This window comes from Sphingobacterium sp. LZ11T8 (assembly GCF_024261425.1).
In the GTDB taxonomy this organism is placed as follows: Bacteria; Bacteroidota; Bacteroidia; order Sphingobacteriales; family Sphingobacteriaceae; genus Sphingobacterium.
Map to the genome: position 1 here is coordinate 641,054 of NZ_JANBZY010000001.1, position 25,842 is coordinate 666,895.

24 protein-coding genes and 1 tRNA gene are annotated in these 25,842 nt (G+C 41.7%); 13 read left to right on the top strand and 12 right to left on the bottom strand.

Annotated elements, in window-relative coordinates:
• Window positions 1-10: 10 nt before the first annotated feature.
• The 3 genes from NLF99_RS02745 to xseA form a co-directional block, all read right to left on the bottom strand.
• Window positions 11-2,785, bottom strand: a complete 2,775-nt coding sequence (locus NLF99_RS02745) for a carboxypeptidase-like regulatory domain-containing protein (RefSeq protein ID WP_254526641.1) — start codon at window positions 2,783-2,785, stop codon at window positions 11-13.
• Window positions 2,786-2,921: 136 nt separating this feature from the next.
• Window positions 2,922-3,149 (bottom strand): exodeoxyribonuclease VII small subunit, encoded by a 228-nt coding sequence (xseB, locus tag NLF99_RS02750; protein WP_185215793.1) that lies wholly within the window; start codon window positions 3,147-3,149, stop codon window positions 2,922-2,924.
• Complete coding sequence (xseA, locus tag NLF99_RS02755) at window positions 3,139-4,410, bottom strand: exodeoxyribonuclease VII large subunit (RefSeq protein ID WP_254526932.1); 1,272 nt, start codon at window positions 4,408-4,410, stop codon at window positions 3,139-3,141. Before xseA ends, xseB begins: the two co-directional genes overlap by 11 nt.
• 88 nt (window positions 4,411-4,498) lie before the next feature.
• On the opposite strand from xseA, the gene NLF99_RS02760 reads away from it, so the two are divergent.
• Together NLF99_RS02760 and NLF99_RS02765 are read left to right on the top strand one after the other, a co-directional pair.
• Entirely contained in the window at window positions 4,499-6,229 is a 1,731-nt protein-coding gene (locus tag NLF99_RS02760) for a serine hydrolase (protein WP_254526642.1), read from the top strand.
• Window positions 6,229-7,389 (top strand): dipeptidase, encoded by a 1,161-nt coding sequence (locus NLF99_RS02765; protein ID WP_254526643.1) that lies wholly within the window; start codon window positions 6,229-6,231, stop codon window positions 7,387-7,389. The genes NLF99_RS02760 and NLF99_RS02765 overlap by 1 nt, the downstream gene beginning before the upstream one ends.
• 190 nt (window positions 7,390-7,579) lie before the next feature.
• Here the strand turns inward: NLF99_RS02765 and NLF99_RS02770 are convergent, their stop codons facing one another.
• A complete protein-coding gene (locus tag NLF99_RS02770; protein ID WP_185212923.1) occupies window positions 7,580-8,119 on the bottom strand; it encodes a DUF2892 domain-containing protein in 540 nt (179 codons plus the stop codon).
• A 96-nt stretch (window positions 8,120-8,215) separates the two neighbouring features.
• Here NLF99_RS02770 and ung point away from each other — a divergent pair, with 96 nt between their 5' ends.
• Window positions 8,216-8,887, top strand: a complete 672-nt coding sequence (gene ung / locus NLF99_RS02775; RefSeq protein ID WP_254526644.1) for a uracil-DNA glycosylase — start codon at window positions 8,216-8,218, stop codon at window positions 8,885-8,887.
• A 4-nt stretch (window positions 8,888-8,891) separates the two neighbouring features.
• On the opposite strand, the gene NLF99_RS02780 is transcribed toward ung, so the two are convergent.
• Together NLF99_RS02780 and NLF99_RS02785 are read right to left on the bottom strand one after the other, a co-directional pair.
• On the bottom strand, window positions 8,892-9,956 hold the full coding sequence (locus NLF99_RS02780) for a DUF6695 family protein (RefSeq protein ID WP_254526645.1): 1,065 nt from the start codon (window positions 9,954-9,956) through the stop codon (window positions 8,892-8,894).
• Window positions 9,957-9,965: 9 nt separating this feature from the next.
• Window positions 9,966-10,436, bottom strand: coding sequence for an Lrp/AsnC family transcriptional regulator (locus NLF99_RS02785; RefSeq protein ID WP_093101265.1), 471 nt, complete (start codon window positions 10,434-10,436; stop codon window positions 9,966-9,968).
• Window positions 10,437-10,763: 327 nt separating this feature from the next.
• Between NLF99_RS02785 and sufB the strand changes: the two genes are divergently transcribed.
• The 4 genes from sufB to NLF99_RS02805 all read left to right on the top strand — a co-directional run bounded on the left by sufB (window position 10,764) and on the right by NLF99_RS02805 (window position 15,862).
• Entirely contained in the window at window positions 10,764-12,215 is a 1,452-nt protein-coding gene (gene sufB, locus NLF99_RS02790) for a Fe-S cluster assembly protein SufB (protein WP_254526646.1), read from the top strand.
• A gap of 16 nt (window positions 12,216-12,231) precedes the next feature.
• Entirely contained in the window at window positions 12,232-12,990 is a 759-nt protein-coding gene (sufC, locus tag NLF99_RS02795; RefSeq protein WP_185212919.1) for a Fe-S cluster assembly ATPase SufC, read from the top strand.
• Window positions 12,991-13,038: 48 nt separating this feature from the next.
• Complete coding sequence (sufD, locus tag NLF99_RS02800; protein ID WP_185212918.1) at window positions 13,039-14,346, top strand: Fe-S cluster assembly protein SufD; 1,308 nt, start codon at window positions 13,039-13,041, stop codon at window positions 14,344-14,346.
• Window positions 14,347-14,641: 295 nt separating this feature from the next.
• Window positions 14,642-15,862 carry an MFS transporter gene (locus NLF99_RS02805; RefSeq protein WP_254526647.1) on the top strand — a complete coding sequence of 407 codons (1,221 nt, stop codon included), beginning with the start codon at window positions 14,642-14,644 and terminating at the stop codon, window positions 15,860-15,862.
• Between the two features lie 842 nt (window positions 15,863-16,704).
• Here the strand turns inward: NLF99_RS02805 and NLF99_RS02810 are convergent.
• The 3 genes from NLF99_RS02810 to NLF99_RS02820 form a co-directional block, all read right to left on the bottom strand.
• Entirely contained in the window at window positions 16,705-17,151 is a 447-nt protein-coding gene (locus tag NLF99_RS02810) for a PH domain-containing protein (RefSeq protein WP_308214523.1), read from the bottom strand.
• Between the two features lie 43 nt (window positions 17,152-17,194).
• Window positions 17,195-17,270, bottom strand: a tRNA-Gly gene (locus tag NLF99_RS02815).
• A gap of 77 nt (window positions 17,271-17,347) precedes the next feature.
• Window positions 17,348-18,895, bottom strand: coding sequence for an NAD(P)/FAD-dependent oxidoreductase (locus NLF99_RS02820; protein ID WP_254526648.1), 1,548 nt, complete (start codon window positions 18,893-18,895; stop codon window positions 17,348-17,350).
• A 150-nt stretch (window positions 18,896-19,045) separates the two neighbouring features.
• Here NLF99_RS02820 and NLF99_RS02825 point away from each other — a divergent pair, with 150 nt between their 5' ends.
• The 4 genes from NLF99_RS02825 (at window position 19,046) to NLF99_RS02840 (ending at window position 22,148) form a co-directional block, all read left to right on the top strand.
• On the top strand, window positions 19,046-19,624 hold the full coding sequence (locus NLF99_RS02825; protein WP_254526649.1) for a LemA family protein: 579 nt from the start codon (window positions 19,046-19,048) through the stop codon (window positions 19,622-19,624).
• Between the two features lie 85 nt (window positions 19,625-19,709).
• Window positions 19,710-20,144, top strand: coding sequence for a TPM domain-containing protein (locus NLF99_RS02830; protein WP_185212913.1), 435 nt, complete (start codon window positions 19,710-19,712; stop codon window positions 20,142-20,144).
• A gap of 4 nt (window positions 20,145-20,148) precedes the next feature.
• Window positions 20,149-20,976, top strand: coding sequence for a YgcG family protein (locus tag NLF99_RS02835; protein ID WP_185212912.1), 828 nt, complete (start codon window positions 20,149-20,151; stop codon window positions 20,974-20,976).
• 44 nt (window positions 20,977-21,020) lie between these two features.
• Window positions 21,021-22,148: a TlpA disulfide reductase family protein gene (locus NLF99_RS02840; RefSeq protein ID WP_254526650.1), complete on the top strand. Its 1,128-nt coding sequence runs from the start codon at window positions 21,021-21,023 to the stop codon at window positions 22,146-22,148.
• Window positions 22,149-22,211: 63 nt separating this feature from the next.
• Here NLF99_RS02840 and radA read toward each other — a convergent pair whose 3' ends face one another.
• Window positions 22,212-23,600: a DNA repair protein RadA gene (gene radA / locus NLF99_RS02845; RefSeq protein WP_185212910.1), complete on the bottom strand. Its 1,389-nt coding sequence runs from the start codon at window positions 23,598-23,600 to the stop codon at window positions 22,212-22,214.
• A gap of 69 nt (window positions 23,601-23,669) precedes the next feature.
• Between radA and NLF99_RS02850 the strand changes: the two genes are divergently transcribed.
• Complete coding sequence (locus NLF99_RS02850) at window positions 23,670-24,176, top strand: RNA polymerase sigma factor (protein ID WP_185212909.1); 507 nt, start codon at window positions 23,670-23,672, stop codon at window positions 24,174-24,176.
• Window positions 24,176-24,805 (top strand): hypothetical protein, encoded by a 630-nt coding sequence (locus NLF99_RS02855; protein ID WP_185212908.1) that lies wholly within the window; start codon window positions 24,176-24,178, stop codon window positions 24,803-24,805. Before NLF99_RS02850 ends, NLF99_RS02855 begins: the two co-directional genes overlap by 1 nt.
• A 63-nt stretch (window positions 24,806-24,868) precedes the next feature.
• Here the strand turns inward: NLF99_RS02855 and NLF99_RS02860 are convergent, their stop codons facing one another.
• Both NLF99_RS02860 and NLF99_RS02865 read right to left on the bottom strand, forming a co-directional pair.
• Complete coding sequence (locus tag NLF99_RS02860; protein ID WP_185215780.1) at window positions 24,869-25,342, bottom strand: hypothetical protein; 474 nt, start codon at window positions 25,340-25,342, stop codon at window positions 24,869-24,871.
• Window positions 25,343-25,351: 9 nt separating this feature from the next.
• Window positions 25,352-25,825 carry a DUF4293 domain-containing protein gene (locus NLF99_RS02865; protein ID WP_185212906.1) on the bottom strand — a complete coding sequence of 158 codons (474 nt, stop codon included), beginning with the start codon at window positions 25,823-25,825 and terminating at the stop codon, window positions 25,352-25,354.
• Window positions 25,826-25,842 lie beyond the last annotated feature (17 nt).

Genomic DNA, 25,842 nt, shown 5'->3' on the forward strand with positions numbered 1-25,842 from the left:
ATTCTATCTATTATATTTTAATATTTACTTCCATTCCAAAATAAGGGTTATCTTCTGCTCTATTACGTCGGATAAACTGATTACCATATTGAGAATAATCAGGCTTATAGATAAAGAGCCGGTTGACAAACATGGCTACCCTAATCCTATTTTTAATAACCTTTGTCGCTTTAAAATTCACCAGCAGATCAATAGGCTCCTTAAATTCATTGTATAAATATGGATCAACCTTGCGGTCCAATAGGCGCAGGATGGGGTCGTTTCTATCTGCCTCGGTATAGTTGTGGTAGTTTTGGTCAATGTCCAAATAGCCTATTGGCAGGTTATCCCTGAACAAGGATTGCTTGGATTTGTACCAGAAGCTCTGCACACTCATCGACAGGTTCATTCCCAACTTTGGTAAAAAGGAGTCAGCAGTGAGATTGGTATTGAAACTTTCGTAATGACCTCCTGTGTTGCCATTGGCATAGACCCCTACATATTGCCTTACTTTTCCATCCGTAATTTCCAATGGACTTATTACCTCCATGACTGGCTGATTGTTGGCATTGAAGGTTCGAAACCAAGCCCCGTTTACTGTGAAACGCGTGTTGATTCCCTGGATCCGCTTGGAGCTGAAGTTGTATTCAAGTCCTTGCTTTTCCGTGATGCTCCCGTTTGAGTTTTGAGTGTAAGAATGAAATTCAGCTTGGTCAACATAAGTAAAATCTTCAATTGATGGTTTCGCTGTCAATGTATTGGGATCAACAGAAGTGACATTATATTTTCTTAGGGAAACAGCATCAAAAACGGAGATATTCCTAAATCCATTATCCAACTTTTCATTGAAGTAATTAATGGAGAAGGTATTCCCTTCGAAATCCAACTGGGTTCCGATTTCCCATTTTATGTTTTTCGCTGCTTCCAAAGCATAATTCACCGGATTGACAATATTGGTCGTAGCCCAAGCTAACCTATATGCTGGGTTATTATGATAATAGACCAGTTCCGGGATATCACGATAGAAGTTTTGAGGATAGAGTAGATTTTGGTTTGGAGCCAAGGTCTGGATCCCATATCCCGCGAAGACATTGGATTTCAATTGCTTTCCAAATACGCTGATTTGTGGAAGATGCAACCTTCCATTGTATCTTGGATCTACAAATACCTTACCTGACAGGGCATATTCCTTGTCTAGGTTAGTCAAGCTAAAGGCTCTTACACCGAGATTATTTTCGAATAGAAGATCTCCTATATTGATAAAGAACCTGTCTTCTGCAAAAAGGGAAAGGTTGCTCATGGCCGGAATGGACCTTAAAGATCTCGGTCTGGCATTTATGGAAGTGCTGATTGGAAAATCTAGGTCATATTGTGGTCCTAAGCCAAGGTTCTTGGCGTAGGCATATTCAAGGCCGGCCTTCACCTGTTGTTTGAACAGCCTATTAAAGCTCCAGTTCCCTACAAGCTTAAGGTTGATATCCAATGGGCGGCTGTCCGACTTAAATTCTCCTACATAGGATGGGGTCATAAAGATAGCCTCATGGCTTCCTGAAACCATGGAGTTCATCAAAATAGTGGCAGTCCTTGCCTGCACCAGCTTTTGCATGTCAATCTGGTTGGAAGATAGCCTAGCATTAATCCCAAAAGTTACATTCCTGAATGTTGATTTAGGATTTGAGGAGAATAGTTTGAAGGTATTATTGAAACCGAAGAACTGCACATTGTTCTTGTAGCGATCCGTTAGTTTATAATCATTATCAGGATCTAATCGTTCATTGTCAATGGTGGTATTGAAGTCCAGTCCATGGTTCCAAATGAAACGATAATTGTTTAAGTTCCAAGTTTTCTCGCCCCTAATGGAAGTATTGATTCTTTTGAAGGTATTATAGATATCCGTGACATTACTTCTGGAATTGAGGTAACCGCCATCAATGTTCAGTTTATAGGAACCAAATTCGAAGCCTTTACCAACTCCGAGCAATTTACTAAAACCATCAGCTTTAATTCTTGCAGTCCAAGGTTCATAACCTTTAATTCTATCGATCAGGACAACACCTGAAGTCAGGTTACCATACTCTACGGATGGAATCCCTCGGATAATCTCCACTTTTTCAATATTATCCGTGGCAATGGTCCGCATATCCACAGCAATATTGGCAGTGCTACGTCCATTATTCATACTCCCCTGACCTAATTCAAATCCTGCAGTTGGATCAACCATGGATTGGGAATTAAGCTGCATTCCATCCACCGAAAACATGGTTCCCAAGGAACCTGTGGAATAAGCGGACATGGAAGCGCCATTGGCTGTCCTCAGGTTGATACCGTTGACTTGATCAAGGACTGGACTCTTGGTTTGTCCACCTGGGAGCAGTTCCAATAAATCGGTAAAGCTTGATGGCTGAAGATGCTGTATGGCATCTCTCGTGATGATTGAGCTCGTACCTATATTCTTGGACTCTTTGGCCGTGACATAAACCTCATCGATATTGACTTCATCTTGGTTGAAAACAATATGGGTTTCACGATTATTGTCGAGCTTTATGGTTCGGGTAATGGGTTTGAAACCAATATGGGAAAACTTAAGTAGATAGCTGCCCTGAGGTAGATTGGGAATAATAAACAGTCCTTGTTCATCACTCAGGCTGCTAAAGTTGGGTTTCTCCGCAATCTCGATATTTACATTGCCCAAGGCTTGCCCCTTACTGTCCTTAATGGAACCAGAAATGGAGAATAACTGAGCAAATGATACAAACGGAAGGCCCAGGAAGATTAGTAATATGTAGATGTTTTTGAGCAAAGACAATTAAGACTAATTCTAAACAGCGCAAAATAACGTAAAAATATTTACTTTTAGAAATAGCTTTTCCTTTAACTCTAGGAAGTTAAATTGGGATTGATTGAACTCAGGCGTTGAAATTTATAAAAAAAGCTTGTTGTGATTATTCAAAATCACCTTCCCCAGCTTTGTTATCATTCTCCAGTTTCTGCAATAGTTTTTCTACTTCTTCTTCTGAAGCTGTTAGTTTCGCCTTGCAGATAGTCAACAATTCAGATGCCCTATTGATCTTGGCTGTCAACTCATCTACAGCAATATCACCAGATTCGATGTCTGAAACAATATGTTGAAGTTCCTCGAACGCATCTTTATAGCTGTATTTATTTTCCATGGTTTGATTCTTTGTTTATTACTTTAGAAATGATCTTTCCGTCTTCCAATTGGATTTCCAGTTCAGAACCTATTTCAACTTGGTCCAGCTTGTGGACAGATTTACCGTCCATCCGCACGATACTAAAGCCTCTTTTTAATATATGAATGGGATTCACGATACCTAGCATTCTTTCCAAATGCTGCAGCTGGGCTTGATTTTCCTTTATGCTCTGTCTACTGAACCTGATCAAGTGGGCCTGTAGCCCGTTCAATTCCGCTTTATCTTTTAACAAGAGGGTTTTACTGTTCCAAGAAATTGAAGACACGATATGTTTTAATTTTAGATTTTCTTCTTCAAAGCTCCTTCTAACTGCTCGCAACATTCTTTCCAACGCATTATCCACAGGGATAGCAAAATTGTGGAACTTCTGTAAAAGGAAGTCCGCCAATTCGCTAGGCGTAATAGCGTTCTTATACGCGACCATCTCACTGACGGTTTCATTTGTGGAGTGACCTATCCCTGTGAGTACAGGAATTGGAAAGATGGCAATGGCCTTGGACAGGAAATAGTTGTTATAGGAACTCAAGCCGACATCTCCTCCTCCACCTCTAATGATGGCGACCGCATCAAAATCTTCTAATTTATTAGCAATGACCTCCAATTGCTTAATAATGGAGCTGATGGATTTATCCCCCTGCAATAAGGCAGGAAAGAGCGTGCATTCAATTTTATAGCCCCAAGGGTTACCGTTGATAATTTTAAAGAAATCGGAAAGCCCCTTACTGGTCTCAACAGAGATAATGGCCAATCGCTTAGGGATGAGAGGGAATGGAAGCCTTTTATTGGCGTCAAATATACCTTCTTCGGTCAGTTTCTTGATGCTTTCCCTTTTCTCTTTTTCCAGTTCTCCAAGCACAAAGGTAGGATCGATATCAATAATCTTCAGACTGAAGCCGTACAGCGGATCGTAGGATATACCCGCCTGGAATAGCATGGTAATACCTTCCCTTAAGGGTTCTCCAAGTACTTCCATGAACTGCCTGTTTATGCGTTCATAATCCATTTTCCATAAAATAGACCGCATTTCAGCAACCACCTTACCTTCTTTTTTCTCTAGTAGTTCGGGGTAGCAATGGCCTGAATGGGAATAATGGTTCAATTTGTTCATCTCCGCTTTAATCCAATAAAGACTCTTGTATCGCTCAGCAATCGTCTTTTGAATGCTTCGGGACACCTCTAGGAGAGTGAAAACGGTTTTATTGTCCATCAGTTCGGGCATTCTCAAATATACAGAATTATTACAGGTCGGGAATGCGTGTTTGTGCGTTTTATTAGTACATTTACAATAAGAAATCCTAAAAACAATTATGATTCGCTTTTTAAACCTCCTTACAATATTCCTGTTATGCGGGTATTCCATTAGTCAAGCTCAGTATAAACAGGTCATCAGCAATCAAACGGTTCTTCTGAACAACCAAAAGAACATCCTGCCCTTCAAGCGTTTGGATGAACGCAGAATAGCGGTCATCAGTACGGACAGTGTAAAATATGCACCCTTTATTCAGCAATTACAGCGATATGGTGAAGTAAAGAGCTTTGGTTTTGACCAATATGATGAACATACGAAATACTACAATACTATTATCGTTGCTGGTACGGAAGACGAGTTTAGACCGGATCAATTGGCGATGGTCATTCAATCTGCCGTAAATCGAAAGGATGTCATTCTCTGTAAATTCGGGAAGGATATCAATTACATCAATATAGGCTTGTCTTCTGCCAACCTAAGCCGATTTGCCAGCATCTTAACAGCACCTAGCTTAGATGAAGGTGCCCAGGAGAATGCGGCAATGTCCATCTTCGGTGGGTTAGGTATCACTGCCGGAACGAATAAAACAACGCAAACCCGACTACAGTACAGCAAAGGCAGACAGTCAGGCCTGGACATCGCCAAAATGACCAATCAGATCGATGCCATTGCGAAGGATGCTGTTGAGCAGCATGCCGCTCCGGGGATGATGGTCATGGCCATAAAAGATGGTCAGGTAATCTTTGAAAAGGCGTATGGCTACCATACCTACGAAAAGAAGCAGGCCAATAGCATTTATGATATCTATGACTTAGCATCCATCAGTAAAATTGCCGGCACGACGCCTGTTGTGATGCACTTACAGGAAAACAACATCATCAATCTGGATAGCACCATGGGACATTACCTATGGCAAGCGAAACAGAGCAATAAAGCCAATATTACCCTCAGGACCGTACTTTTACATGAGGCTGGTTTTACTCCTTTTATCCCGTTCTACAGGAACCTGAAACCTGGTGACCTTCAACGCACAAAAGATGATTCCCATCAAGTCAAGGTCGCTGACAATGCCTATCTAAAGAATAATTACTACCGAGATGTTATGTGGCCAGAGATGTTGAATTCTCCGGTTAAGCCAATCGGAAACTATGTCTATTCAGACATCAGCATGTATGTAATGAAGGAAGTCTCTGAACATGAAACTTCCACTCCAATGCAGGACTATGTCCAAGATATTTTGTACAGGCCCATTGGGATGAAGACCGCGGGATATCTTCCGAGAGATCGTTTCAACAAGGACCAATTCATTCCTACCCAACAGGACACCGCCTTTCGGAAGGTCCTGTTGCAAGGATATGTGCATGATGAGGGTGCAGCCATGGCCGGTGGAGTGGCTGGACATGCGGGCCTGTTTGCTTCTGCAAATGACCTTGCTATCTACGGACAGCTATTGCTGAATCGAGGCGAATATGGGGGCGTGAGGTATTATAAACCGGAGACCATCGATCTTTTCACCTCCAAACAGTCGAAAACAAGTCGCAGAGGTTTGGGTTTCGACCGATATGACCCTAAGAAAGTCGCAGACTACCCTTCTAAATTGGCAAATCCATCTGTATATGGCCATACCGGTTATACAGGGACTTGTATATGGGTAGATCCGAATAACCAATTGATTTATATATTTTTGTCAAATAGAGTACATCCGCAGGTATCTACAAAAATCTATGATCTGAACGTTAGGAGTCGTATACAGGATGTCATCTATGAAACCATTTTTAACGCTAAATAATGAAAAAGAAGTTTTTATTGACCTTCCTTCTCGGGGGTTCTATTTTTGCCAGTATGGGGCAGGATTATAAACAGATACATCAAGACCTGATCGTTGTGGATGGGCACAATGATGTGATCGTCGAAAGCATATTGCCTGGCAAGGACATCGGCAAAAGAATAAAAACCGGTCATACCGATCTACCCAGACTGAAAGAAGGTGGAGTGGATGTTCAGGTATTTGCCGTTTGGTCCGATGACAAGAAATGGAAGAAGAATGCCTACAAACATGCGAACGACCAAATTGATGCCTTAGAGAAATTGATTGCCAACAATCCGGATAAGATCGAACTGGCAAAGAGTTCTACAGATATAGAACGCATCAACAGAGAGGGAAAGATCGTTGCATTGATTGGAATAGAAGGCGGCAATATGATTGAGGAACGCCTTGATTATCTGGAGGCACTTTACGATCGTGGAGCCCGCTATCTGACCCTTACCTGGAACTACAACCTTCCTTGGGTGACGGCAGCTGCCATGGAAGTGAAGACCAAGGACAAAAAAGGAAAAGGCTTGACGGAACATGGCAAGGAAATTATCAGTAAGATGAACGACCTCGGTATGATGGTCGACCTTTCCCATGCCGGTGAACAAACATTTTATGATGTTTTGAGTATCACAAGCAAACCAGTATTGGTCTCCCACAGCAATGCAGCAGCATTGACGCCACATTATCGCAACCTGAAAGATGCGCAATTGGAAGCCCTGAAGAAAAATGGTGGTGTAGTAGGTGTCAATTTTTATTCTGAATTTCTTGATTCCAACTACCCGAAGAGAGTAAAAAAACTCTATTACAAAACCCACAAAAAAGACAGTACAAACAAGGAATTATCTATAGGCAAGATGTATGGTTCCCTTTCGCCAAAGCTAAAGCATGAAGCTAATGCCCCTTTTGAAAATGTACTTAAGCACATAGACCATCTGGTCGCAAAGGCGGGCATCGACCATGTAGCCATAGGATCCGACTTTGATGGCATTGAATCTCCGCCTCAGGAACTAGAAGATGTCACCAAATTCCCGGTCCTCACAAAAGCATTGCTGGAAAGAGGCTACAGCAAGGAAGATGTCGCTAAGATCATGGGATTGAACTTCCTGAGAGTCCTTAAGGAGAATGAGAAATAGGTTATAGACAATAGACACAAGACATAAGACATAAGACACAAGACAATAGACTCTTTCTGGCTCCCTATCCCAAATGACTGAGATAGTTGGCAGTCTTAGCCATTCTAATGTCTTGAATCTGTTGTCTACTGTCTAAAAAAGGAAAGGGTGGATTTTCAAAAATCCACCCTTTCCTTTTTTAAATATTTTGTTATCTAGAATAACGGAACTGTTGTTTGTCCATCATTCCCATTTGGTTTTTCATCAATTTGATCTGCTCTTCCAGCAATTTGTTTTTATCAGCTTTCTTAGCTTCGGCCAGAAGCTTTTCAGCTTCGCGCTTATTACGTTTTGCCATAGCGATACCAGCAAGGCTTAACTTGGCCAATGCCACGTTATGATCCATATGCAAGCCCATTGTCAAGGCTTTCTTGAAATATTTCTCTGATTGTAAAGGTGCTCTTTGAGATTCGATCAAGCCCAAAAGCATATGGTAGTAACCATATTGAGCAGAGATCAATTCCGTTTCGTAGTTCTTGATTTTCTTCAACCAAACTTCAGCTTTGTCCATACGTTCTTTGCGCAAGAACCATTGGGCGATAAGCATCTTCTCATTGAAGAACACGGTTACCCAAGCTAAAATAGTAATCAGGATTGCTAAAATCCCCCAGCCCCATTGACCAATCCAGAACAATGCAACCGTTCCGATCACCAACAAACTACAAATTATAATGCGAACTATATTTGACATAATTATGCTTAATACTGTAAGTTTGCAAATATCCGTTAAATTGCCGTAGTATCCAACTTGTTTACAGCAAAATAATGTAAAATTTTATATAAACATATGTCTGACCGTTTTGATTCTTCTTGGGAACCTATCATTAAGCCTTTATTCAACAGCACTGTCTTACAGGATTTATCCGAGTTTGTAATAAAGGAAAGAAGCCTGCACAAGGTTTTTCCTCCGCAGGACCTGGTTTTTAACGCCTTCAAATTGACCCCTTTTCAAAACCTGAAAGTAGTTATCTTGGGCCAAGACCCCTATCATAACGATGGCCAGGCACATGGGCTGTCTTTTTCGGTCCCTGCTGGAATTGCCATACCACCCAGTTTAAGAAACATCTATACCGAATTGGTGACTGACATTCCAGGATTTCAATACCCGAACCATGGCGATCTGACAAAATGGGCCAAACAAGGCGTTTTGCTCTTGAACGCAACCTTAACGGTTCGAGCACACGAAGCCGGTTCGCACCAGAAGAAAGGATGGGAATATTTTACGGATGAGATCATCAAAGGGATATCAGAGCAGAGCGAACATGTCGTATTCTTACTGTGGGGAAGCTATGCCATCAAGAAATCAGCATTGATCGATAGCAGCAAGCACCTTATCTTAACCGCTGTACACCCTTCACCACTATCGGTTTACAGAGGATTCTTCGGATGCGCCCATTTCTCACAGGCAAACAGTTACCTGCAACAACATGGGAAACAAGCCATTGATTGGCAAGTTTAGGCAGCTACGCGTACCTTTCCAATAAATTTTTGAATTTATAATCCTCGGTAGAGAGGACTTCAATATGATTGATCCTAATCTTCTGGTTATGCTGCAGGATATGGGTAAACATCAGATGGCTATCATAGGTAATCTCCCAATCCTCATGAAAATCCACAGGCTGGGACGCCTCGCCCAAAACAACGTATTCCAGGTTGCCTAAGGTCGAATATCGGCTGATCTCAATCTGCGCATCCGGTCTTTCGTGAAGGTAGTACCATGCCCCATCACCAACGCCGCCAAGATATTTCGCATGTTTAGGAACGGTGATAGGTTTAGACCCAAAATTAACGGCACCGATGATCAAGTCATTGGGCAGTAGATCCGCCTTGTTCCTGAACACATTATCTCCCAGCTGTTTAACCAGAAAAAAGAAAGACTTCCAACGGTCCATCTTGAATGACTGAAACCCGTCCGAAGGGCTATAGCTGTTCACCATCCTGCTCTTGCAAACATTCACGATATTGCTGATAGGGCTCGCTTTAATGGTTTCCGGCAGGTTGATACCGTGCCAGAAATGATATTTCTTGGAAGCCTTCATCAACATCCTGGTAATGAATCGGGAACAGTTGTTGTTATTCTTAGCGACAGCGCCATAGGGGTATGTACCCTCCTCTACGCATTTATCACCATAATCCTTGGCGATTTCAAAGTTGATATCGCTGGCCACGCTGAAAAAGACCCTTCCCTCACCATACATGGCACCTTTTAAGGGTTCGATTGCAGCAATGATCTCTTGGATGTTTTCGATCTGGCCATTCTTGAACTTAGCCTTGACCTTGATCTCCAGCATTGGGTCGGAATCCTTCGATCGTGCCCTTCCGTAACCTCGGGGGGTTATATAGCGGCCAAAATCATAAAAGAGCAACTCGCCCGTCTGGTGATTTACCAAGACAACACCGGTATGCCCAACCTTGAAGTTTAAATTTTTGACAATACCAATTTTTTTGAAAAACATCATCCATTTTTCATCTCCACGGATGGTAGCATCTGGCCATGTCAATATGATTGCAGAATCTTGATATGCCATCTTTAAAGATTAATATTCTAATGGTACAATTGGTTCTTTTTTACTGGTGGACATAATCATCATGGTTTGGAAAGTCTTCACAAAAGGAATCTTCGAAATCTTCTCCATGATTACCGCCTCATATGCCTTAATGTCTTTAACATATACTTTCAGCATGAAGTCGCAGTTACCTGTTACGTGGTGGCATTCGGTCACTTCGGGAATGGCACGAACGGCTTCCACAAATTCAGGAATGGCATTATGGGTATGGAAATCAAGGGAGATCTGAATGAATGATTTTATTCCTAATCCTAGCTTTTCCTCATCGACAAAAGCATGGTAACTCTTGATGAAACCAGAGTTCTCCAATTTACGGACCCGCTCCAATGTAGGGGCAGGCGAGAGACCAATATTGGTCGCCAGCTGTAAATTAGTTATCCTTCCGTTCTCCTGAAGAAGCTTTAGAATCTTCAAGTCCGTTTTATCTGGTTGGTAAGACATAGGCTTTTCAATAAAATTAAAGAATAGTAAATATACAAAATAATATTTGGTTTAACACAAAATGTATTTCTGAATTATTGGCGGGGTCTAATATAGACCGACTCAATCTATTGACTGACATTCAATTGATTTTATTTATATCAATCATTCTATTGTCATAATGTAATCATTCTAAATAGCCTTTAATGCAGAAGAAATGACATTTGTCATTTTTTTTGCGGTTTACTGTGTAGGTTGAACACAAAACAAGCTTTTTTCTGCATTATAAACCGTAACTTTGCAAATCAAAACCAATGGGAAAGAACCCATCATTAAAGTGAAAGAGATATGAGCACAAAAGACGACGATTTATTAAAAGAGTTAGAGCTCGAAGAATATAAGTACGGTTTTACGACCGACATTGAGATGGAGATCGCTCCAAAAGGTCTTAATGAAGATACCATCCGTTTGATTTCGAAGAAGAAAAACGAACCGGAATGGTTATTGGAGTGGAGACTGAAGGCTTTCCAACATTTCTTAAAAATGAGCATGCCGACTTGGCAAAACTTCAAGAACCCTGAAGTAGATTTCCAGGACATTTCCTATTACGCTGCCCCAAAACCTAAAAAACAACTTGATAGTTTGGACGAAGTGGACCCTGAATTATTGGCAACTTTTGCCAAATTGGGTATCCCCCTGGACGAACAGAAGGTACTTGCTGGGGTAGTAGCAGTTGATGCAGTATTTGATTCGGTATCTGTGAAAACCACGTTCCGTGAAAAACTGAAAGAACAAGGGGTTATCTTCTGTTCCTTCGGAGAAGCCGTACAAGAACACCCTGAACTAGTAAAACAATATTTGGGAACCGTAGTTCCTCAAACCGATAACATATATGCGGCCCTGAATTCAGCTGTTTTCTCGGACGGATCTTTCGTATACATTCCTAAAGGCGTTCGCTGCCCAATGGAACTTTCCACGTACTTCCGTATCAACGCAGAAAACACGGGACAGTTCGAGCGCACATTGATCATCGCTGATGAGGATGCCTATGTATCTTACCTTGAAGGTTGTACAGCACCGATGCGTGATGAAAACCAATTGCATGCTGCAGTTGTTGAACTAATTGCTATGCGTAATGCAGAGATCAAATATTCAACTGTACAGAACTGGTATCCTGGTGATAAAGACGGAAAGGGCGGAATCTATAACTTCGTGACCAAGCGTGGTATCTGTAAAGGTGATCACTCGAAAATCTCTTGGACACAGGTTGAAACGGGATCTGCCATCACTTGGAAGTATCCAGGAGTAATCCTGAAGGGAGACCATTCTGTAGGCGAATTTTACTCCGTGGCGATGACCCGTAACATGCAACTTGCAGATACAGGTACCAAAATGATCCACTTAGGAAAAAATACGCGTTCAAAAATCATTTCCAAAGGTATCTCTGCCGGCAAGAGCCACAACAGCTACCGTGGATTGGTTAAGATCGGACCAAATGCAGACAACTCAAGGAACTTCACCCAATGTGATAGTTTATTGATTGGCGACAGATGTGGAGCACACACTTTCCCATATATCGAGAGCAAGAACAAGACTGCTACCCTAGAGCACGAAGCAACCACTTCCAAGATCGGGGAAGACCAAGTATTCTACTTGAACCAACGCGGTATTGATTCGGAGAAAGCCGTAGGGCTTATCGTCAATGGTTATGCGAAAGAAGTATTAAATCAATTACCAATGGAATTTGCCGTTGAGGCACAGAAATTATTAGCGATCTCATTAGAAGGATCGGTAGGATAGAAATATAGAATAGAATATGTTAAGCATTAAGAATTTGCATGCGTCAATCGACGATAAACAAATATTAAAAGGACTGAATTTAGAAGTTAAGGCCGGCGAAGTTCATGCCATCATGGGCCCTAACGGAGCTGGAAAGAGTACATTAGGAAATGTATTAGCGGGACGTGACTCTTACGAGGTGACGGAAGGTGAAGCATTCCTAGACGGAGTGGATCTATTGGAGCTTTCTCCTGAAGACCGTGCTCGCGAAGGTTTGTTCTTGGCTTTCCAATATCCTGTTGAAATCCCAGGAGTTTCAAACATCAACTTCTTGAAGACAGCAGTAAATGATATCCGAGAATACAAAGGTTTACCTCCAATGGAAGCGAAAGACTTCTTGAAGACGGTAAAAGAAAAACAACAATTGGTAGAGTTTTCTGCTAACCTAGCAAACCGTTCCTTGAACGAAGGTTTCTCGGGAGGAGAGAAAAAACGTAACGAGATCTTCCAATTGGCCATGTTGAATCCAAAGCTTTCTATTTTGGACGAAACGGATTCAGGTCTGGATATCGACGCATTGCGAATCGTAGCGAATGGTGTAAACCAATTGCGCTCTAAGGACAATGCATTTATCGTGATTACACACTACCAACGTTTGTTGGATTATATCGTGCCGGATTATGTACACGTATTGCACAATGGTCGCATTGTAAAATCGGGAACAAAAGAATTGGCACTTGAATTAGAAGAAAAAGGTTACGACTGGTTAAAAGAATTAGATACGCAAAATGCCTAATCAGTTGTATTAAGAAACGAGGTAATGAGCGGATTGACAACAAATAACATGAGTACATTAGTAGCAAACTCCTTATTCCAACAGTTGACTTCAACATTTCAGGAACTGGAAACAAGCAATGATACGGCAGCGGTAAAAGCTCTTCGCGAAGAGGCTTACAGCCGTTTTCATGATCTTGGATTCCCTACTGTAAAGAATGAGGACTGGAAATACACGAATATCCATGCTTTGATCAACAGGAACTATCTGTTGAACGAGGATGTGGATGTTTCAAATTTAGATCTAAGCGCAGCGGACATCCCTGGATTGGATGCACACCGCATTGTGCTGATCAATGGTCAATATGTTTTGGCATTCTCTTCCTTGGAAGATGAGATCGGCTTGATCGTAAAACCTATCGAAGAGGCTCAAAATGAGCCGAAATTCCAAGAGCACTTTGCAAAACATGCAGATGCAACAGGAAGCACGACGGTAGCCCTGAACACTGCTTTTCACACTTCGGGAATCTTCCTGCAGGTGAATCGCAATAAGGTGGTTTCAAAGCCTATCCAAATCGTCCATGTCGCTACAGGGAACCAGGATTTCTTTGCACAGACCCGTAATCTATATATCCTTGAGCAGAATGCTGAAGTTGAAATCATCGAATCCTTTATCACAATGGATGGTTCGGCATTCAACCTGAACAACAAGGTTACCGAGATTGTCGTTGAAGAAAATGCGAAGATGCAACACTATTATTTGCAGTTAGCTTCAAATAACAGCCATTACATCAACCATACCGAGGTTTACCAAACGAAACACAGCTTGTACAACAACTACAACTGTAATTTCCCAGGTGTAGCCTTTGTACGCAATGATCTAAACGTTCGTTTGGACGCTGAACAGGTTGAATCGCACCTTTACGGGATCAACTTATTGGCTGACAATCAATTTGTAGACAACCATACCATCGTAGATCACATGAAACCTCATTGTGAATCATACGAATGGTACAAAAATATTCCACAGGACGAATCTACAGCTGTTTTCAACGGTAAGATTTTCGTTCGAGAAGATGCGCAGAAAACAAATGCCTTTCAACAGAACAACAACATGTTGATCGGCGACAAGGCGACTATCTATACCAAGCCACAGCTTGAGATCTTTGCAGATGATGTTAAATGTTCACATGGTTGTACCATGGGACAGTTTGATGATGATGCATTGTTCTACTTACGTGCTCGCGGTATCGGTGAAGAGAGCGCACGTATCCTGTTGGTTCATGCCTTTGCTTTTGACGTTACATCGAGGTTCTCTGATGAAAACGTAAGGAACTTTGTAGAAGCCTTGGTAGCAAAAGGATTAGAAAGAAAATAATAGTAGTGTAGTTTTAGTATAAAGGCGTCTTGGCGAAAGTTAAGACGCTTTTTTTTGTGTCATCAGTTTTCACGAATACCTTAATCCCATTTCCATTTTCGCCTCTCTAGGAAAGTATTTTTCTCAAAACATTTGAACTTCAGCCTCTTTGGTTTATATTTGCCATATGAGCACTTGCCAATTTGCACTATTCTTTATGGACCCTTGGATTTACTGAGTTAGATAAATCTTACGCGGTTTAATGAATCAGCTAATTTCCTTTTAGCTGCAGGTACAAACATTTCAATTTTATTTCATGGAAAAGAAACATTGGTTTAAAACCTATATCTATATATGGGTAGGGCAATTTGTCTCCTTGATAAGTAGCTCTGCCGTCAATTTTGCAATGATTATCTGGCTGAGCCTTGAGTTCAGGTCGGCGGAAGTCCTTGCCTTTGCCGCCATTTCGGGTCTATTGCCCCAGGCCATTATCGGTCCATTTGCTGGCGTGTATATCGACCGTTGGGACAGGAAGAAAGTCATGATATTTGCAGATGCTTTCATTGCCTGCTGTACTTTCATGATGACTTTCGCCCTGAAGGATGGAAACATCAATCTATCGCTGATCTATCTGCTGATGGTCTGTCGTTCCATAGGCTCTGCATTTCACCAGCCAGCAATGCAGGCAATCGCTCCGCTTTTGGTGCCAGAGGACCAGCTGTTGCGCGTTTCAGGTGTGAACCAGATCTTGCATTCTGTCAGTGCCATTGCCGGACCTGCATTGGGAGCCTTGGCCATTGCCAACCTACCGATCAACCAGGTCATTTACCTCGATGTATTGGGTGCAGCAGTAGCGATCACTAGCCTTTTGTTCATCAGCATTCCATATTTCAAGTCGGAAAGTAAAGCCTCATTAAGGCAGGTTTGGGGAGACCTGAAGCTGGGTTTCTTGGCCATCCACCAGAACAAAGGCCTAAACCGGATGTTTTTATACTCCATCATTGCCATGATGGGCATCCTGCCAGTTGCCATTATGTTCCCCTTACTGACCATCGAACATTTCAAAGGAGATAAATTTGAAATGAGCGTGATTGAAGTTATCTGGGGAGTAGGTATGTTGGTGGGAGGGTCTGCATTGAGTGCATTTAAGGTTTCCTTCAGAAAGATCCTTCTGATCAATTATATGCATATCCTACTGGGATTGACCTTTGTGTTTTCCGGTCTGTTACCAGCGTCCATGTTTATGGTTTTTGTGGTATTGACAGGAATAGGTGGAGCATCCATGTCGATATTCAATGCGGTATTTATGACCATCATCCAAGAAGAGATTGCTCCGGAAATGTTGGGCAGGGTATTTTCCCTGTATTTCAGTTTTGCAATCATCCCAAGTCTGATCGGGTTGTTGTTCGCCGGAAACATTGCAGATCATATTGGCGTAGCCAATGCATTTATTATTGCAGGTGTACTATGTGTGTTATTGGGTATAATATCGTTTATGACGCCGAGTTTAATGAAGTTGGGGATAAAGAAGGAGTAGATGATGTTTGTTAATTTTCCGAACTCCAGAGGGCAATGTCATTAAGTTAAGAAAAAAACAAAATTTAGGTTCTTCGTTACTTTTGAAGCCCAAAAGTACCAAACCGACGAAGGAGCTCACGGATACCAAAAACAAATCGAATCCGTAAAGGCTTCGGCCCATTTAAGGTGGCTTTTCGCACGGGCTCCCACACATGGATAGAATGCCTTGTTGTCGGGAATATCTTTCAATAGATCAACCCATTAAAAGGGATGATCTATTGAAAGCATTCCAAGGCCAATCCCATCGCACAAGTCGACGGCATTCTAACCATTTTTCCGCCAAGGAAATGAGCCGGATGCTAAAGGACTTCCTGCGGAAGGATGGTTGTTTGTATAAATTGGGAACCCCTGGAAGGGGTGACATCTTTGTAGTAAATCGGATTGTTAATCGGATAACCCACAGTGTGGGTGAAATATTTTTTAATAATTCCCTCATATTGGGCCAAAGCAATAAAAAATGGTTTCCTCATCTTGCGATTTGGAATGACCGATTTTCCTTAAAAAAAATAAAAATAGATTCTTCGTTGACACTCTGAATCCCTCTCTTGCACAACTGCTATTCTGAACGATGAGTGAAGAATCTGTACGGTTCTTCTCTATACGAACGTGTCATCCTGCACCTAAGGTGCAGGAACTGAAAGCCAATACAATCTATGTTATTTTTGATTTTAAAGGTTTGCATTTTTCCGAGATACTTCTGATGAACCTCAATATGACCCAACCATTTTAGCCAAAATTCCATCCATCCACCTCACCCCTCTTTTATTACCCTGCCCAATGAAAACCGCTAAAATATAGCTTCTAATCCTGCTTCTTGTTATGATAACTAACTTCAATCTGGGGATTGATTTTCAGGAGGGCATTGACAACTTCCTCATTATCTATTGGCGAGATATAGACCTCTTCATATTTATCATAATAGATAATCAGACCTTTCATGGCGGTTGCTGGTTTCATTCCGCTATATAAATTTTTGCCAACCTCAATGCGCCTAATCGAATCGACCTTGACCTTTCCAAAAAACACTAAGCAGCGATATCTTAAATATTCAGAATCGATTTTATAGGAGGTCGTGAAATAAGTAATCAGATAAAAGACGAGAACGCAGGCTACTAAGGTTGGAAGGACTGTCAAATACTTTGACAAGGGTGCTTTCGATATAGCCAAAATCCCCGTAAACATTGGTATTAAGATTGCAAAAAGGATCAGGAGGTAAAAATTATCCCATTTGGATTTATAAGTAGCCATTCCCTAAAATAACAAAAGCTTCCAATATTTGGAAGCTTTTGTTTGGAGCGAAAGACGAGATTCGAACTCGCGACCCCAACCTTGGCAAGGTTGTGCTCTACCAACTGAGCTACTTTCGCTTGAAGTGCTACAAAAATACAATAATACTTGATTCTTGTCAACATTAAGCGTGATATTTTTGCAAATAATTGTGAAATTATAGCGTGGCCATGATAGCATCCACACAATTCATTCCATCAATCGCGGCAGATACAATTCCACCTGCATAACCAGCACCTTCTGCACATGGGTATAAACCAGCGACTTGCGGATGTTGCAAACTATCTTTATCTCTTGGAATGCGTATCGGTGATGATGTCCTGGACTCTACCCCTACCAAAATTGCTTCATTACTATAATACCCTTTCATCTTCTTTCCAAAGATCGGTAATGCCCCTTGTAATGCGGTATGCACAAATTTTGGCAACACTTCACGCAGATCTACCGAACGTGTTCCGGGTTTATAGGAATTCTCGGGAAGATCAAGGGAAACTTTGTTCTGTACGAAGTCCACCATTCGCTGTGCTGGGGCAACGAGATTGCCTCCGCCCAGTTGAAAGGCTTTCTGTTCAATCTGTCGCTGAAATTCCAATAGGGCAAACGGATCTTGATCTGAACCCACAACATCCTCCAGGTTAATCTGGATGACGGTACCTGAATTGGCATGCGGATTATTTCTTTTGGAAGGAGACCAGCCATTTACCACGATTTCATCCTGATCAGTGGCACATGGAGCGATAATACCTCCGGGACACATACAAAATGAAAATACACCACGGCCGTCCACTTGTTCGACCAGACTGTAATATGCTGGCGGAAGGTTCTCCGGACGGATGGAGCAATGGTATTGGGCTGAATCAATGACCGCTTGGGGATGTTCGATGCGAACACCCAGGGCGAAAGGTTTTGCTTCCAACAGCCAATTTCTTGAACGGAACAGCTCAAAGATATCGCGTGCGGAATGGCCCGTTGCGACGATCACATGATCTGCTTTTATGATCCCTTCACTTTCGGTCTTAACCCCTTCTACCTTGCCGAACTGCTCTAATATATCTGTGACTTTACAATCGAAATGAACCTCACCGCCCATTTCAATGATTCTTTCACGGATACTCTCGATGATATGTGGCAATTTATTGGTTCCAATATGCGGTCGGGCATCTACTAAGATGTCCTCGGTTGCACCATGTTCCACAAAGATGGAAAGGACCTGTTGCACATCGCCACGTTTATTGGATCTAGTGTACAACTTACCATCGGAATAGGTTCCGGCACCACCCTCACCAAAACAATAATTGGATTCCGGATTGACGAAGCCTTCGCGATTGATCTTGGCAAGATCCCTTCTCCGGTCCTGCACTTTTTTCCCTCTTTCCAGCACGATAGGTTTCAGCCCCAATTCAATGCAGCGATAGGCAGCAAACAGTCCTGCAGGACCGGCGCCGATGATAATCACGGGCTTAGCGTCCTTTACGTTTTTAAGTGCAGTATGGTAATCAGGGAGTTGTACAGGTTCGTCGATAAAGAAGACGACCCGCATACGGAAGAGCACTTGCTTTCCACGAGCGTCTATGGAACGCTTACGGATATGGAAACCATCGATTTTATGAGTTGGAACACGAAGTTTTTTGGCTCCTTCAGCGCGGATTCGGTTCTCATCCTGAACTAAATCAGGACTAATGGCAATTTCAATTTCTTTTTGCATAGTCTGTTGGGGTTTTATCCCAAAAATCTTGGCAAAGATACCAAAAACTGACAGAATTTCGTGTTTAGGAAGAGTTGGTATGTCATTTGATATTGCTTTTTTGTGAAAACAAATTCTTACTTTTAAATATTACTTGTAAAAACATTACACATGAAAAGATTATTAATCGTATTTGTAGGTTTATTAACTGCTCTTTCTTTCAGTTCTTGTGGGTACAACACCATGGTATCCAAGGACGAAAATGTAAAAGGAAAATGGGCACAAGTTGAAAACGCCTACCAACGTAGAGCGGACTTGATCCCTAACTTAGTAAACACCGTAAAAGGAGCTGCACAGCATGAACAAGGTACATTGACCGCTGTAACAGAGGCTCGTGCAAAAGCGACTTCCGTACAAGTAGATCCAAACAATTTGAGCGAGGAAGCGATTGCTAATTTCCAACAAAACCAAGATGGACTTTCGCAGGCCATCGGACGATTATTGGTAAGCGTAGAATCTTATCCGGACTTGAAAGCGAATGCGAATTTCCAGGAGTTACAGGCACAGTTGGAGGGTACTGAAAACCGTATTTCCGTAGAGCGTAGAGCCTACAATGAAGCGGTTCAGGATTACAACACCACTGTTCGTAGCTTCCCGAACAACATTATGGCAGGAATCTTTGGATTCAAGGCAAAAGGAACATTTAAAGCGACTGAAGGTTCTGACAAAGCGCCTACAGTGCAGTTTTAATGAATTTTTATTGTTGTTGACATAACGTAAAGATGAATGTTGGGGGCTTTCACTTCTGCATTCATCTTTTCTATTTTAAAGCCTCATGGAGATATTCAATCAAGAAGAACAAGAGAAAATAGAACATGCGATAAGCCTAGCGGAGAACCTGACATCGGGCGAGATCCGTCTGGTCGTTGAGCGCAGGGTTCATGACAAGGAAGCGATTGACCTGGCAAAGGATTATTTTGAAAAGCTCAAGATGCATCAGACGGCATTGCGCAATGGGGTATTGATTTACCTGGCGACGGATGACCATCAATTTGCCATTATCGGCGATGCCGGTATTGATCAGAAAGTTCCGGAGGATTTTTGGGAATCTACAAAAGACCTGATGTTAGGTTCTTTTAGAAAGGGAGATTATGTCAGTGGTTTGATTGCTGGCATCGAAAAGGCCGGTGAGCAATTAGGCAGGTATTTCCCGCGGAGATCGGATGATGTGAATGAACTTCCGAATGATATTTATTTCGGTAAATCTTAATTTTATGCAGAAAACATCACAAATTGTGAAATTTTCAACCCGTATATTATTCAGCTTTTTTATAGGCTTAATATTTCATTTACAAGCCATAGCACAGGATTTTCCTCCTGTAGCGAAGGATTTAGTAACGGATTATACAAATACCCTGAGTTCCAGCCAGAAGAAACAGCTTGAACAGAAGTTATTGGCATTTGAAGATTCCTCAAGTATTCAGATTGCGGTCGTGGTCATGAATAGCACTGGCGACTACGACATTGCAGACTATGGGGATCGCCTTGCCAAGCAATGGGGCGTAGGAAACAAGAAATATGATAATGGTATCTTGTTTTTGGTTGCCCTTGGAGACCGTGCAGTCACTATCCGTACGGGTTACGGATTAGAGGGTGCAGTTCCTGATGTCATTGCTTACCGAATCATTGAGAACGAGGTCAAACCAGCCTTCCGCCAAGGAGATTATTTCCAAGGCATTGACAATGGAACAAATGCATTGATATCCTATACCAGAGGAGAATATCAGGCTGACCCTCGGGACGGCTATTCGACAGAAGGTGGCGGTGGAGTGCCTATCATATTCATTGTAATCGGTATCATCATATTAATTTCCATTATTTCCAAATCTGGAGGTGGCGGCAAAAATGGCGGTGGTAAGGTAATGGGTGGCCGAGGTTCATCTGACCTGTTCTGGTGGACATTATTGAACTCATTGGGCCGTGGTGGCGGCGATAATGATGGTGGTGGATTTGGCGGCGGCTTCGGCGGCGGTGGAGGCGGCGGCTTCGGAGGTTTCGGAGGCGGTGGCTTCGGCGGCGGTGGTGCCAGCGGAAGATGGTAATGGAACGATTAATGTACTATAGTAAAAAACGTAAAACAATAGATATGAAAAAAACAATGTTAGCTGTACTGGCAGCAGTCCCTACTTTGCTTTTTGCCCAAGAGGACTTTTCCATCAAAGGAAATATAAAGGATGTGAATGCGCCAGCGAAAGTGTATTTGATGTATGTAGACGGCGGACAACGCCATATTGACTCTGCTAATGTTGATAAAGGACAGTTTACCTACAATGGTATTGTATCAGAGCCTACACAGGCACAGATGATATTATCTGCCGATGGGAAACCATTGAACCAGATTGAAACACCGGATATGACCATGCTTTACCTTTCTAAAGGGGTAATCAAGGTTACTGGGGATAAAATGGCAACCGCTGAAATTTCAGGAAATGAGATCAATACTGATTTCAGCAAATACAAAGCATCAATTAAAGCGGTAACAGATCAGTTTGAAGCATTAAACAAGGAATACCAAGCTGCAAGTCCTGACCAACAACAGGACGAGCAATTCCTGACGAACCTGCAAGGAAAGGCTGAAGGATTATTCAAACAACAAACTCAGCTGAACGAGCAATTCATCAAAGATAATCCAGGCAGTTATGTGACTTTAGGGTTATTGGATGAAATGGTAAGTGCGCAAACCGTAAATAATGTGGTAGCGCCGGCTTATGAAAAGCTTCCTGCTGCTTTAAAAAATTCTACACGTGGAAAAGCTTTGGCAGCAAAGATCGAGAAACAAAAGAAGGTTGCCATTGGATCAGTAGCTCCAGAAATCGCATTGCCTGATACAACCGGTAAAGTGGTTGCATTATCATCTTTACGTGGAAAATATGTCTTGATTGACTTCTGGGCAAGCTGGTGCGGACCATGTCGTCATGAAAACCCGAATGTAGTTGCTGCATTCAATAAATTTAAGGACAAGAACTTTACTATCTACGGTGTTTCCCTAGATCGTGAAAATGGTAAAACAGATTGGTTAGAGGCTATTAAAGCTGATAATCTTTCAGGATGGACCCAAGTTTCTGACCTTAAGTTCTGGCATTCACCAGTAGTGGAACTCTATGGAATTGAGGGTATTCCCCAAAACTTCCTTTTAGATCCAGAAGGTAAGATCATTGCAGTTAACCTTCGTGGTGAAGCTCTTGAGGCTAAACTTGCTGAAGTAATCAAATAAGCAAAAAACATCATAAAAAAACTCCGGGAAATTATCTCGGAGTTTTTTTTATTTATGCCTTATCTAACCAAACAATATTCTGAAGACATCTTCTAGGGTGGCCACTGGCCTGACCAGGATCTGATATCTTTTCACATCCAATCCTTTGGTATTATATTTTGAGATAAAGATCTGTTCAAATCCTAATTTTTCGGCTTCTTGGATTCGCTGTTCGATCCGGTTTACCGCCCTGATTTCTCCAGACAGGCCAACCTCAGCTGCAAAAGTTATATTAGACGGGAGGGCTATATCCTGCTGAGAGGAAATAAGCGCTGCAATCACGGCTAGATCAATTGCTGGGTCTTCCACCCTTAATCCTCCGGCGATATTCAAGAATACATCCTGAGCACTTAACCTAAATCCAAAGCGTTTTTCAAGTACCGCCAAGAGCATGTTCAACCTTTTCGTGTCAAAGCCGGTGGAACTTCGCTGAGGCGTTCCATATGCGGAATTGGACACTAAGGCCTGCACCTCGATCATCAGCGGCCTCATGCCCTCTAACATCGCTGCTACGGAAATTCCACTGACCTGTTCCTCCCTTTGCGAAAGCATAATTTCCGATGGATTGGAAACCTCCCTTAGACCTGAGCCTTGCATTTCGTAAATCCCCAGTTCCGAAGAAGATCCAAATCTATTCTTTACTGCTCTCAGGATTCGATATACATGGTTTCTATCTCCTTCAAACTGCAATACGGTATCCACCATGTGTTCCAATACCTTTGGTCCTGCAATAGATCCGTCTTTGGTGATATGGCCAACAATAAATACCGGAGTATTGGTTTCTTTGGCAAATCGAAGCAGTTCAGCTGTACATTCTCTGACCTGAGATACCGAACCGGGAGCCGATTCGATCTGGGCAGTATGTAAAGTCTGTATGGAGTCGATGACGAGCACATTGGGTTCCACTTGATCGATCTGTTTAAAGATGTTCTGCATGGATGTTTCGGTCAGGATATAACAATTCGCATTGGAACTTTGGGCTAGCCTTTCCGCTCGCATCTTGATCTGCTGTTCGCTCTCTTCCCCAGAAATATAAAGTGTTTTTACCTTAGGAATGGAAAGGGCCAATTGCAACATCAAGGTAGATTTCCCGATTCCCGGCTCCCCGCCGATCAACACTAATGAACCCGGCACAATTCCTCCCCCTAGAACACGGTTGAATTCTTTGTCAGGAGTCAGGATCCGTTGTTCTTCGGAGTATACAATCTCATGGATGACCGCAGCTTTGTTCGTTCTTTTCTGTATTCCAGGACCTGTACTGGTACTTCGCCATTCGGGAACACGGCTAGATGCCTTTTCCACAACCTCTTCCACAAAGGTATTCCATTGCTTACAGGAAGGACATTGCCCCAACCACTTTGGAGATTCATATCCACATGATTGACAGAAATATGCTGATTTTGTTTTTGCCATTGAGCGAATTTAAAAAAATGTATCTACATGTTGTAACAATACCTTACTATTGTCGACAAATACCAATAAATGATTGAGAACCTAGAGCAAGAATTTGTAAATCTTTTGGAGGATAATCAGAACATCCTACACAAGATCTGCAAGCTTTACACAGCAGATCTGGCATCCCACCAGGACTTGTTCCAGGAGATGGTCATTCAATTGTGGAAATCGTATCCAAGGTTCAAAGGTGAGTCAAAGTTTTCCACTTGGGCCTATAGGGTTTCCTTGAATACGGCCATATCATTATATCGAAGTAAAAAGACAAAGATTGCGACCGTTGATTGGGATCAATCCCTAGCCAACATCCGCTATGAGGAATACAATTCGGAGACTGAAGACCAGTTAAAACACCTATATGATGCCGTACGGCAATTGAATGATATCGACAAAGCTTTGGTCTATATGTACCTCGAAGACAAGGACTATACAGAGATCTCAGAAACATTAGGGATCAGCGAAGTTAATGCCCGGGTCAAAATGAATAGAATCAAGAACAAACTGAAAGAAATGCTAACAAAGAAAGGAGTGGTTTAATGGATGAACTAGATTTTCTAAAACAACATTGGCAAAAAGACCAGGGTTTTCCTAAAGTAAACAAGGAGGAAATCCGAAATATGTTGCACAAGAGTTCATCCTCCCTTGTGAAATGGATCTTTATTATCAGCATCATCGAATTATTTCTTGGGGTACTATTAAATGTGTTCGTATTTCTTTCTGACACGGACCCAGAAAAAATGCCCTATCCGCTGGAACTGCTCACGAATTTTATTGATGTGGTTTCCTATATCATCATCCTTTATTTTATTTATTCCTTTTTCAATTCTTATAGAAAGATAAAGAACACCAATAATACCAAGGAGCTTTTGTCCAATATTTTGCTAACCAGAAAAACAGTTACCTATTATATTCGCTTCAATATTTACATGATTTTGGTCGGATTGGGAATAACCGCTCTGAGAATGATTTGGGAAGAGGACGTCATCCATAAATCCGTTGGCCATAACATCTTGTTTTTTACCTTCCTGGGAATCGTCATTTTCCTAATCGGATGGGCCATGATTGCTTTCGTAAAATGGATCTATAAGCTGATCTATATCAGGCTGGTCAAAAAATTGGAGAAGAATTACGAAGAATTGGAAAGATTGGAAAGAGAAGAAGGATAGATCTATCCAATATGTCAAATCGAAAAGGTTATTATCAACAATCCATAAACGAAAAAAGGAGCATTATTGCTCCTTTTCTTGTTCAAGATCTATAAATGCATCGAGGAATTGGCCTTCCTCTTCCAAGGCATTGAAAACGATTTTAACCATTTTCGCGTTCTTTATTTCTTCTGTCATAGGTGTCAATTTCAATTTGATATTGACGGGTTTGTCTTGATGTAACAGGTAATTCAGGTAATTTTCTCTATCAGAAAGCTGCACGATTACCCTATCGATCTGCACGGAGGTTAACATATGCGATTCTTCCTGCGCATCGATCAATGCAGTAGCGAATACATTCAACCTAAATTCCCTAGGGTTCTTGTCATAAGATATGGCAAACAGATCAACCACTAAAGTGTCACCAGATGCCGTTACCGACTTTAGGTCAAACTGTATATCATCGACAACATTTAAGTTAGGATCTTCTTGGGCCTGCGAATTTTTTGGTAAAAAAAACACCACAGCAAGTCCAAGAAACCATATAATTTGTTTCATACGTTCGAATTAACGAAGCCTTTCGGCTGATTTAATTAATTTATTATCATTTCTGATTCCACGAATAGCAAAGGATAAGCATAGAATAGAAATCGGCAGAAGGAAAAATCCAATACCAATATTGTTAGCTCCAATATGCTGATTGATCAGATCAAGGATGTTGTTTGCTGTAATAAACATCCAAATAGCAAATAAACAGATCAATACCACTTGCACTAAGATCAGGTTCAACTGCAGTTTTCGGTTTTTATATTGGAATATGATAAAGATGGGGATCAAAGCCAGAACCACAGTAGCAATGGTCATCAATAAAAAGCCAGTTTCTTTAGTTGTAACGTTATTTGCTGAGGAATATACGCCAGTTACATAGATGTTTTTTCCAAGTCCTACCAAATCAATGTAGCCTACAAAAGGGAACATGAAAAGAGCAAATAAAACTAGGCTTGAAAGCAATAACCAAACGGTTTGAATACGCTGTATCATATTTATAGATTATTTAT

What these genes read in the sequence shown, in the direction of transcription:
- NLF99_RS02830 (WP_185212913.1), top strand. Translation starts at nt 19,710, where the DNA reads ATGGAGATATTCAATCAAGAAGAACAAGAGAAAATAGAACATGCGATA.
- radA (WP_185212910.1), bottom strand. Translation starts at nt 23,600, where the DNA reads ATGGCAAAAACAAAATCAGCATATTTCTGTCAATCATGTGGATATGAA.
- NLF99_RS02865 (WP_185212906.1), bottom strand. Translation starts at nt 25,825, where the DNA reads ATGATACAGCGTATTCAAACCGTTTGGTTATTGCTTTCAAGCCTAGTT.
- NLF99_RS02860 (WP_185215780.1), bottom strand. Translation starts at nt 25,342, where the DNA reads ATGAAACAAATTATATGGTTTCTTGGACTTGCTGTGGTGTTTTTTTTA.
- xseB (WP_185215793.1), bottom strand. Translation starts at nt 3,149, where the DNA reads ATGGAAAATAAATACAGCTATAAAGATGCGTTCGAGGAACTTCAACAT.
- NLF99_RS02840 (WP_254526650.1), top strand. Translation starts at nt 21,021, where the DNA reads ATGAAAAAAACAATGTTAGCTGTACTGGCAGCAGTCCCTACTTTGCTT.
- NLF99_RS02780 (WP_254526645.1), bottom strand. Translation starts at nt 9,956, where the DNA reads ATGGCATATCAAGATTCTGCAATCATATTGACATGGCCAGATGCTACC.
- NLF99_RS02785 (WP_093101265.1), bottom strand. Translation starts at nt 10,436, where the DNA reads ATGTCTTACCAACCAGATAAAACGGACTTGAAGATTCTAAAGCTTCTT.
- ung (WP_254526644.1), top strand. Translation starts at nt 8,216, where the DNA reads ATGTCTGACCGTTTTGATTCTTCTTGGGAACCTATCATTAAGCCTTTA.
- NLF99_RS02850 (WP_185212909.1), top strand. Translation starts at nt 23,670, where the DNA reads ATGATTGAGAACCTAGAGCAAGAATTTGTAAATCTTTTGGAGGATAAT.
- NLF99_RS02835 (WP_185212912.1), top strand. Translation starts at nt 20,149, where the DNA reads ATGCAGAAAACATCACAAATTGTGAAATTTTCAACCCGTATATTATTC.
- NLF99_RS02760 (WP_254526642.1), top strand. Translation starts at nt 4,499, where the DNA reads ATGATTCGCTTTTTAAACCTCCTTACAATATTCCTGTTATGCGGGTAT.
- NLF99_RS02770 (WP_185212923.1), bottom strand. Translation starts at nt 8,119, where the DNA reads ATGTCAAATATAGTTCGCATTATAATTTGTAGTTTGTTGGTGATCGGA.
- NLF99_RS02810 (WP_308214523.1), bottom strand. Translation starts at nt 17,151, where the DNA reads ATGGCTACTTATAAATCCAAATGGGATAATTTTTACCTCCTGATCCTT.
- sufD (WP_185212918.1), top strand. Translation starts at nt 13,039, where the DNA reads ATGAGTACATTAGTAGCAAACTCCTTATTCCAACAGTTGACTTCAACA.
- NLF99_RS02820 (WP_254526648.1), bottom strand. Translation starts at nt 18,895, where the DNA reads ATGCAAAAAGAAATTGAAATTGCCATTAGTCCTGATTTAGTTCAGGAT.
- NLF99_RS02805 (WP_254526647.1), top strand. Translation starts at nt 14,642, where the DNA reads ATGGAAAAGAAACATTGGTTTAAAACCTATATCTATATATGGGTAGGG.
- NLF99_RS02825 (WP_254526649.1), top strand. Translation starts at nt 19,046, where the DNA reads ATGAAAAGATTATTAATCGTATTTGTAGGTTTATTAACTGCTCTTTCT.
- sufB (WP_254526646.1), top strand. Translation starts at nt 10,764, where the DNA reads ATGAGCACAAAAGACGACGATTTATTAAAAGAGTTAGAGCTCGAAGAA.
- sufC (WP_185212919.1), top strand. Translation starts at nt 12,232, where the DNA reads ATGTTAAGCATTAAGAATTTGCATGCGTCAATCGACGATAAACAAATA.
- xseA (WP_254526932.1), bottom strand. Translation starts at nt 4,410, where the DNA reads ATGCCCGAACTGATGGACAATAAAACCGTTTTCACTCTCCTAGAGGTG.
- NLF99_RS02855 (WP_185212908.1), top strand. Translation starts at nt 24,176, where the DNA reads ATGGATGAACTAGATTTTCTAAAACAACATTGGCAAAAAGACCAGGGT.
- NLF99_RS02765 (WP_254526643.1), top strand. Translation starts at nt 6,229, where the DNA reads ATGAAAAAGAAGTTTTTATTGACCTTCCTTCTCGGGGGTTCTATTTTT.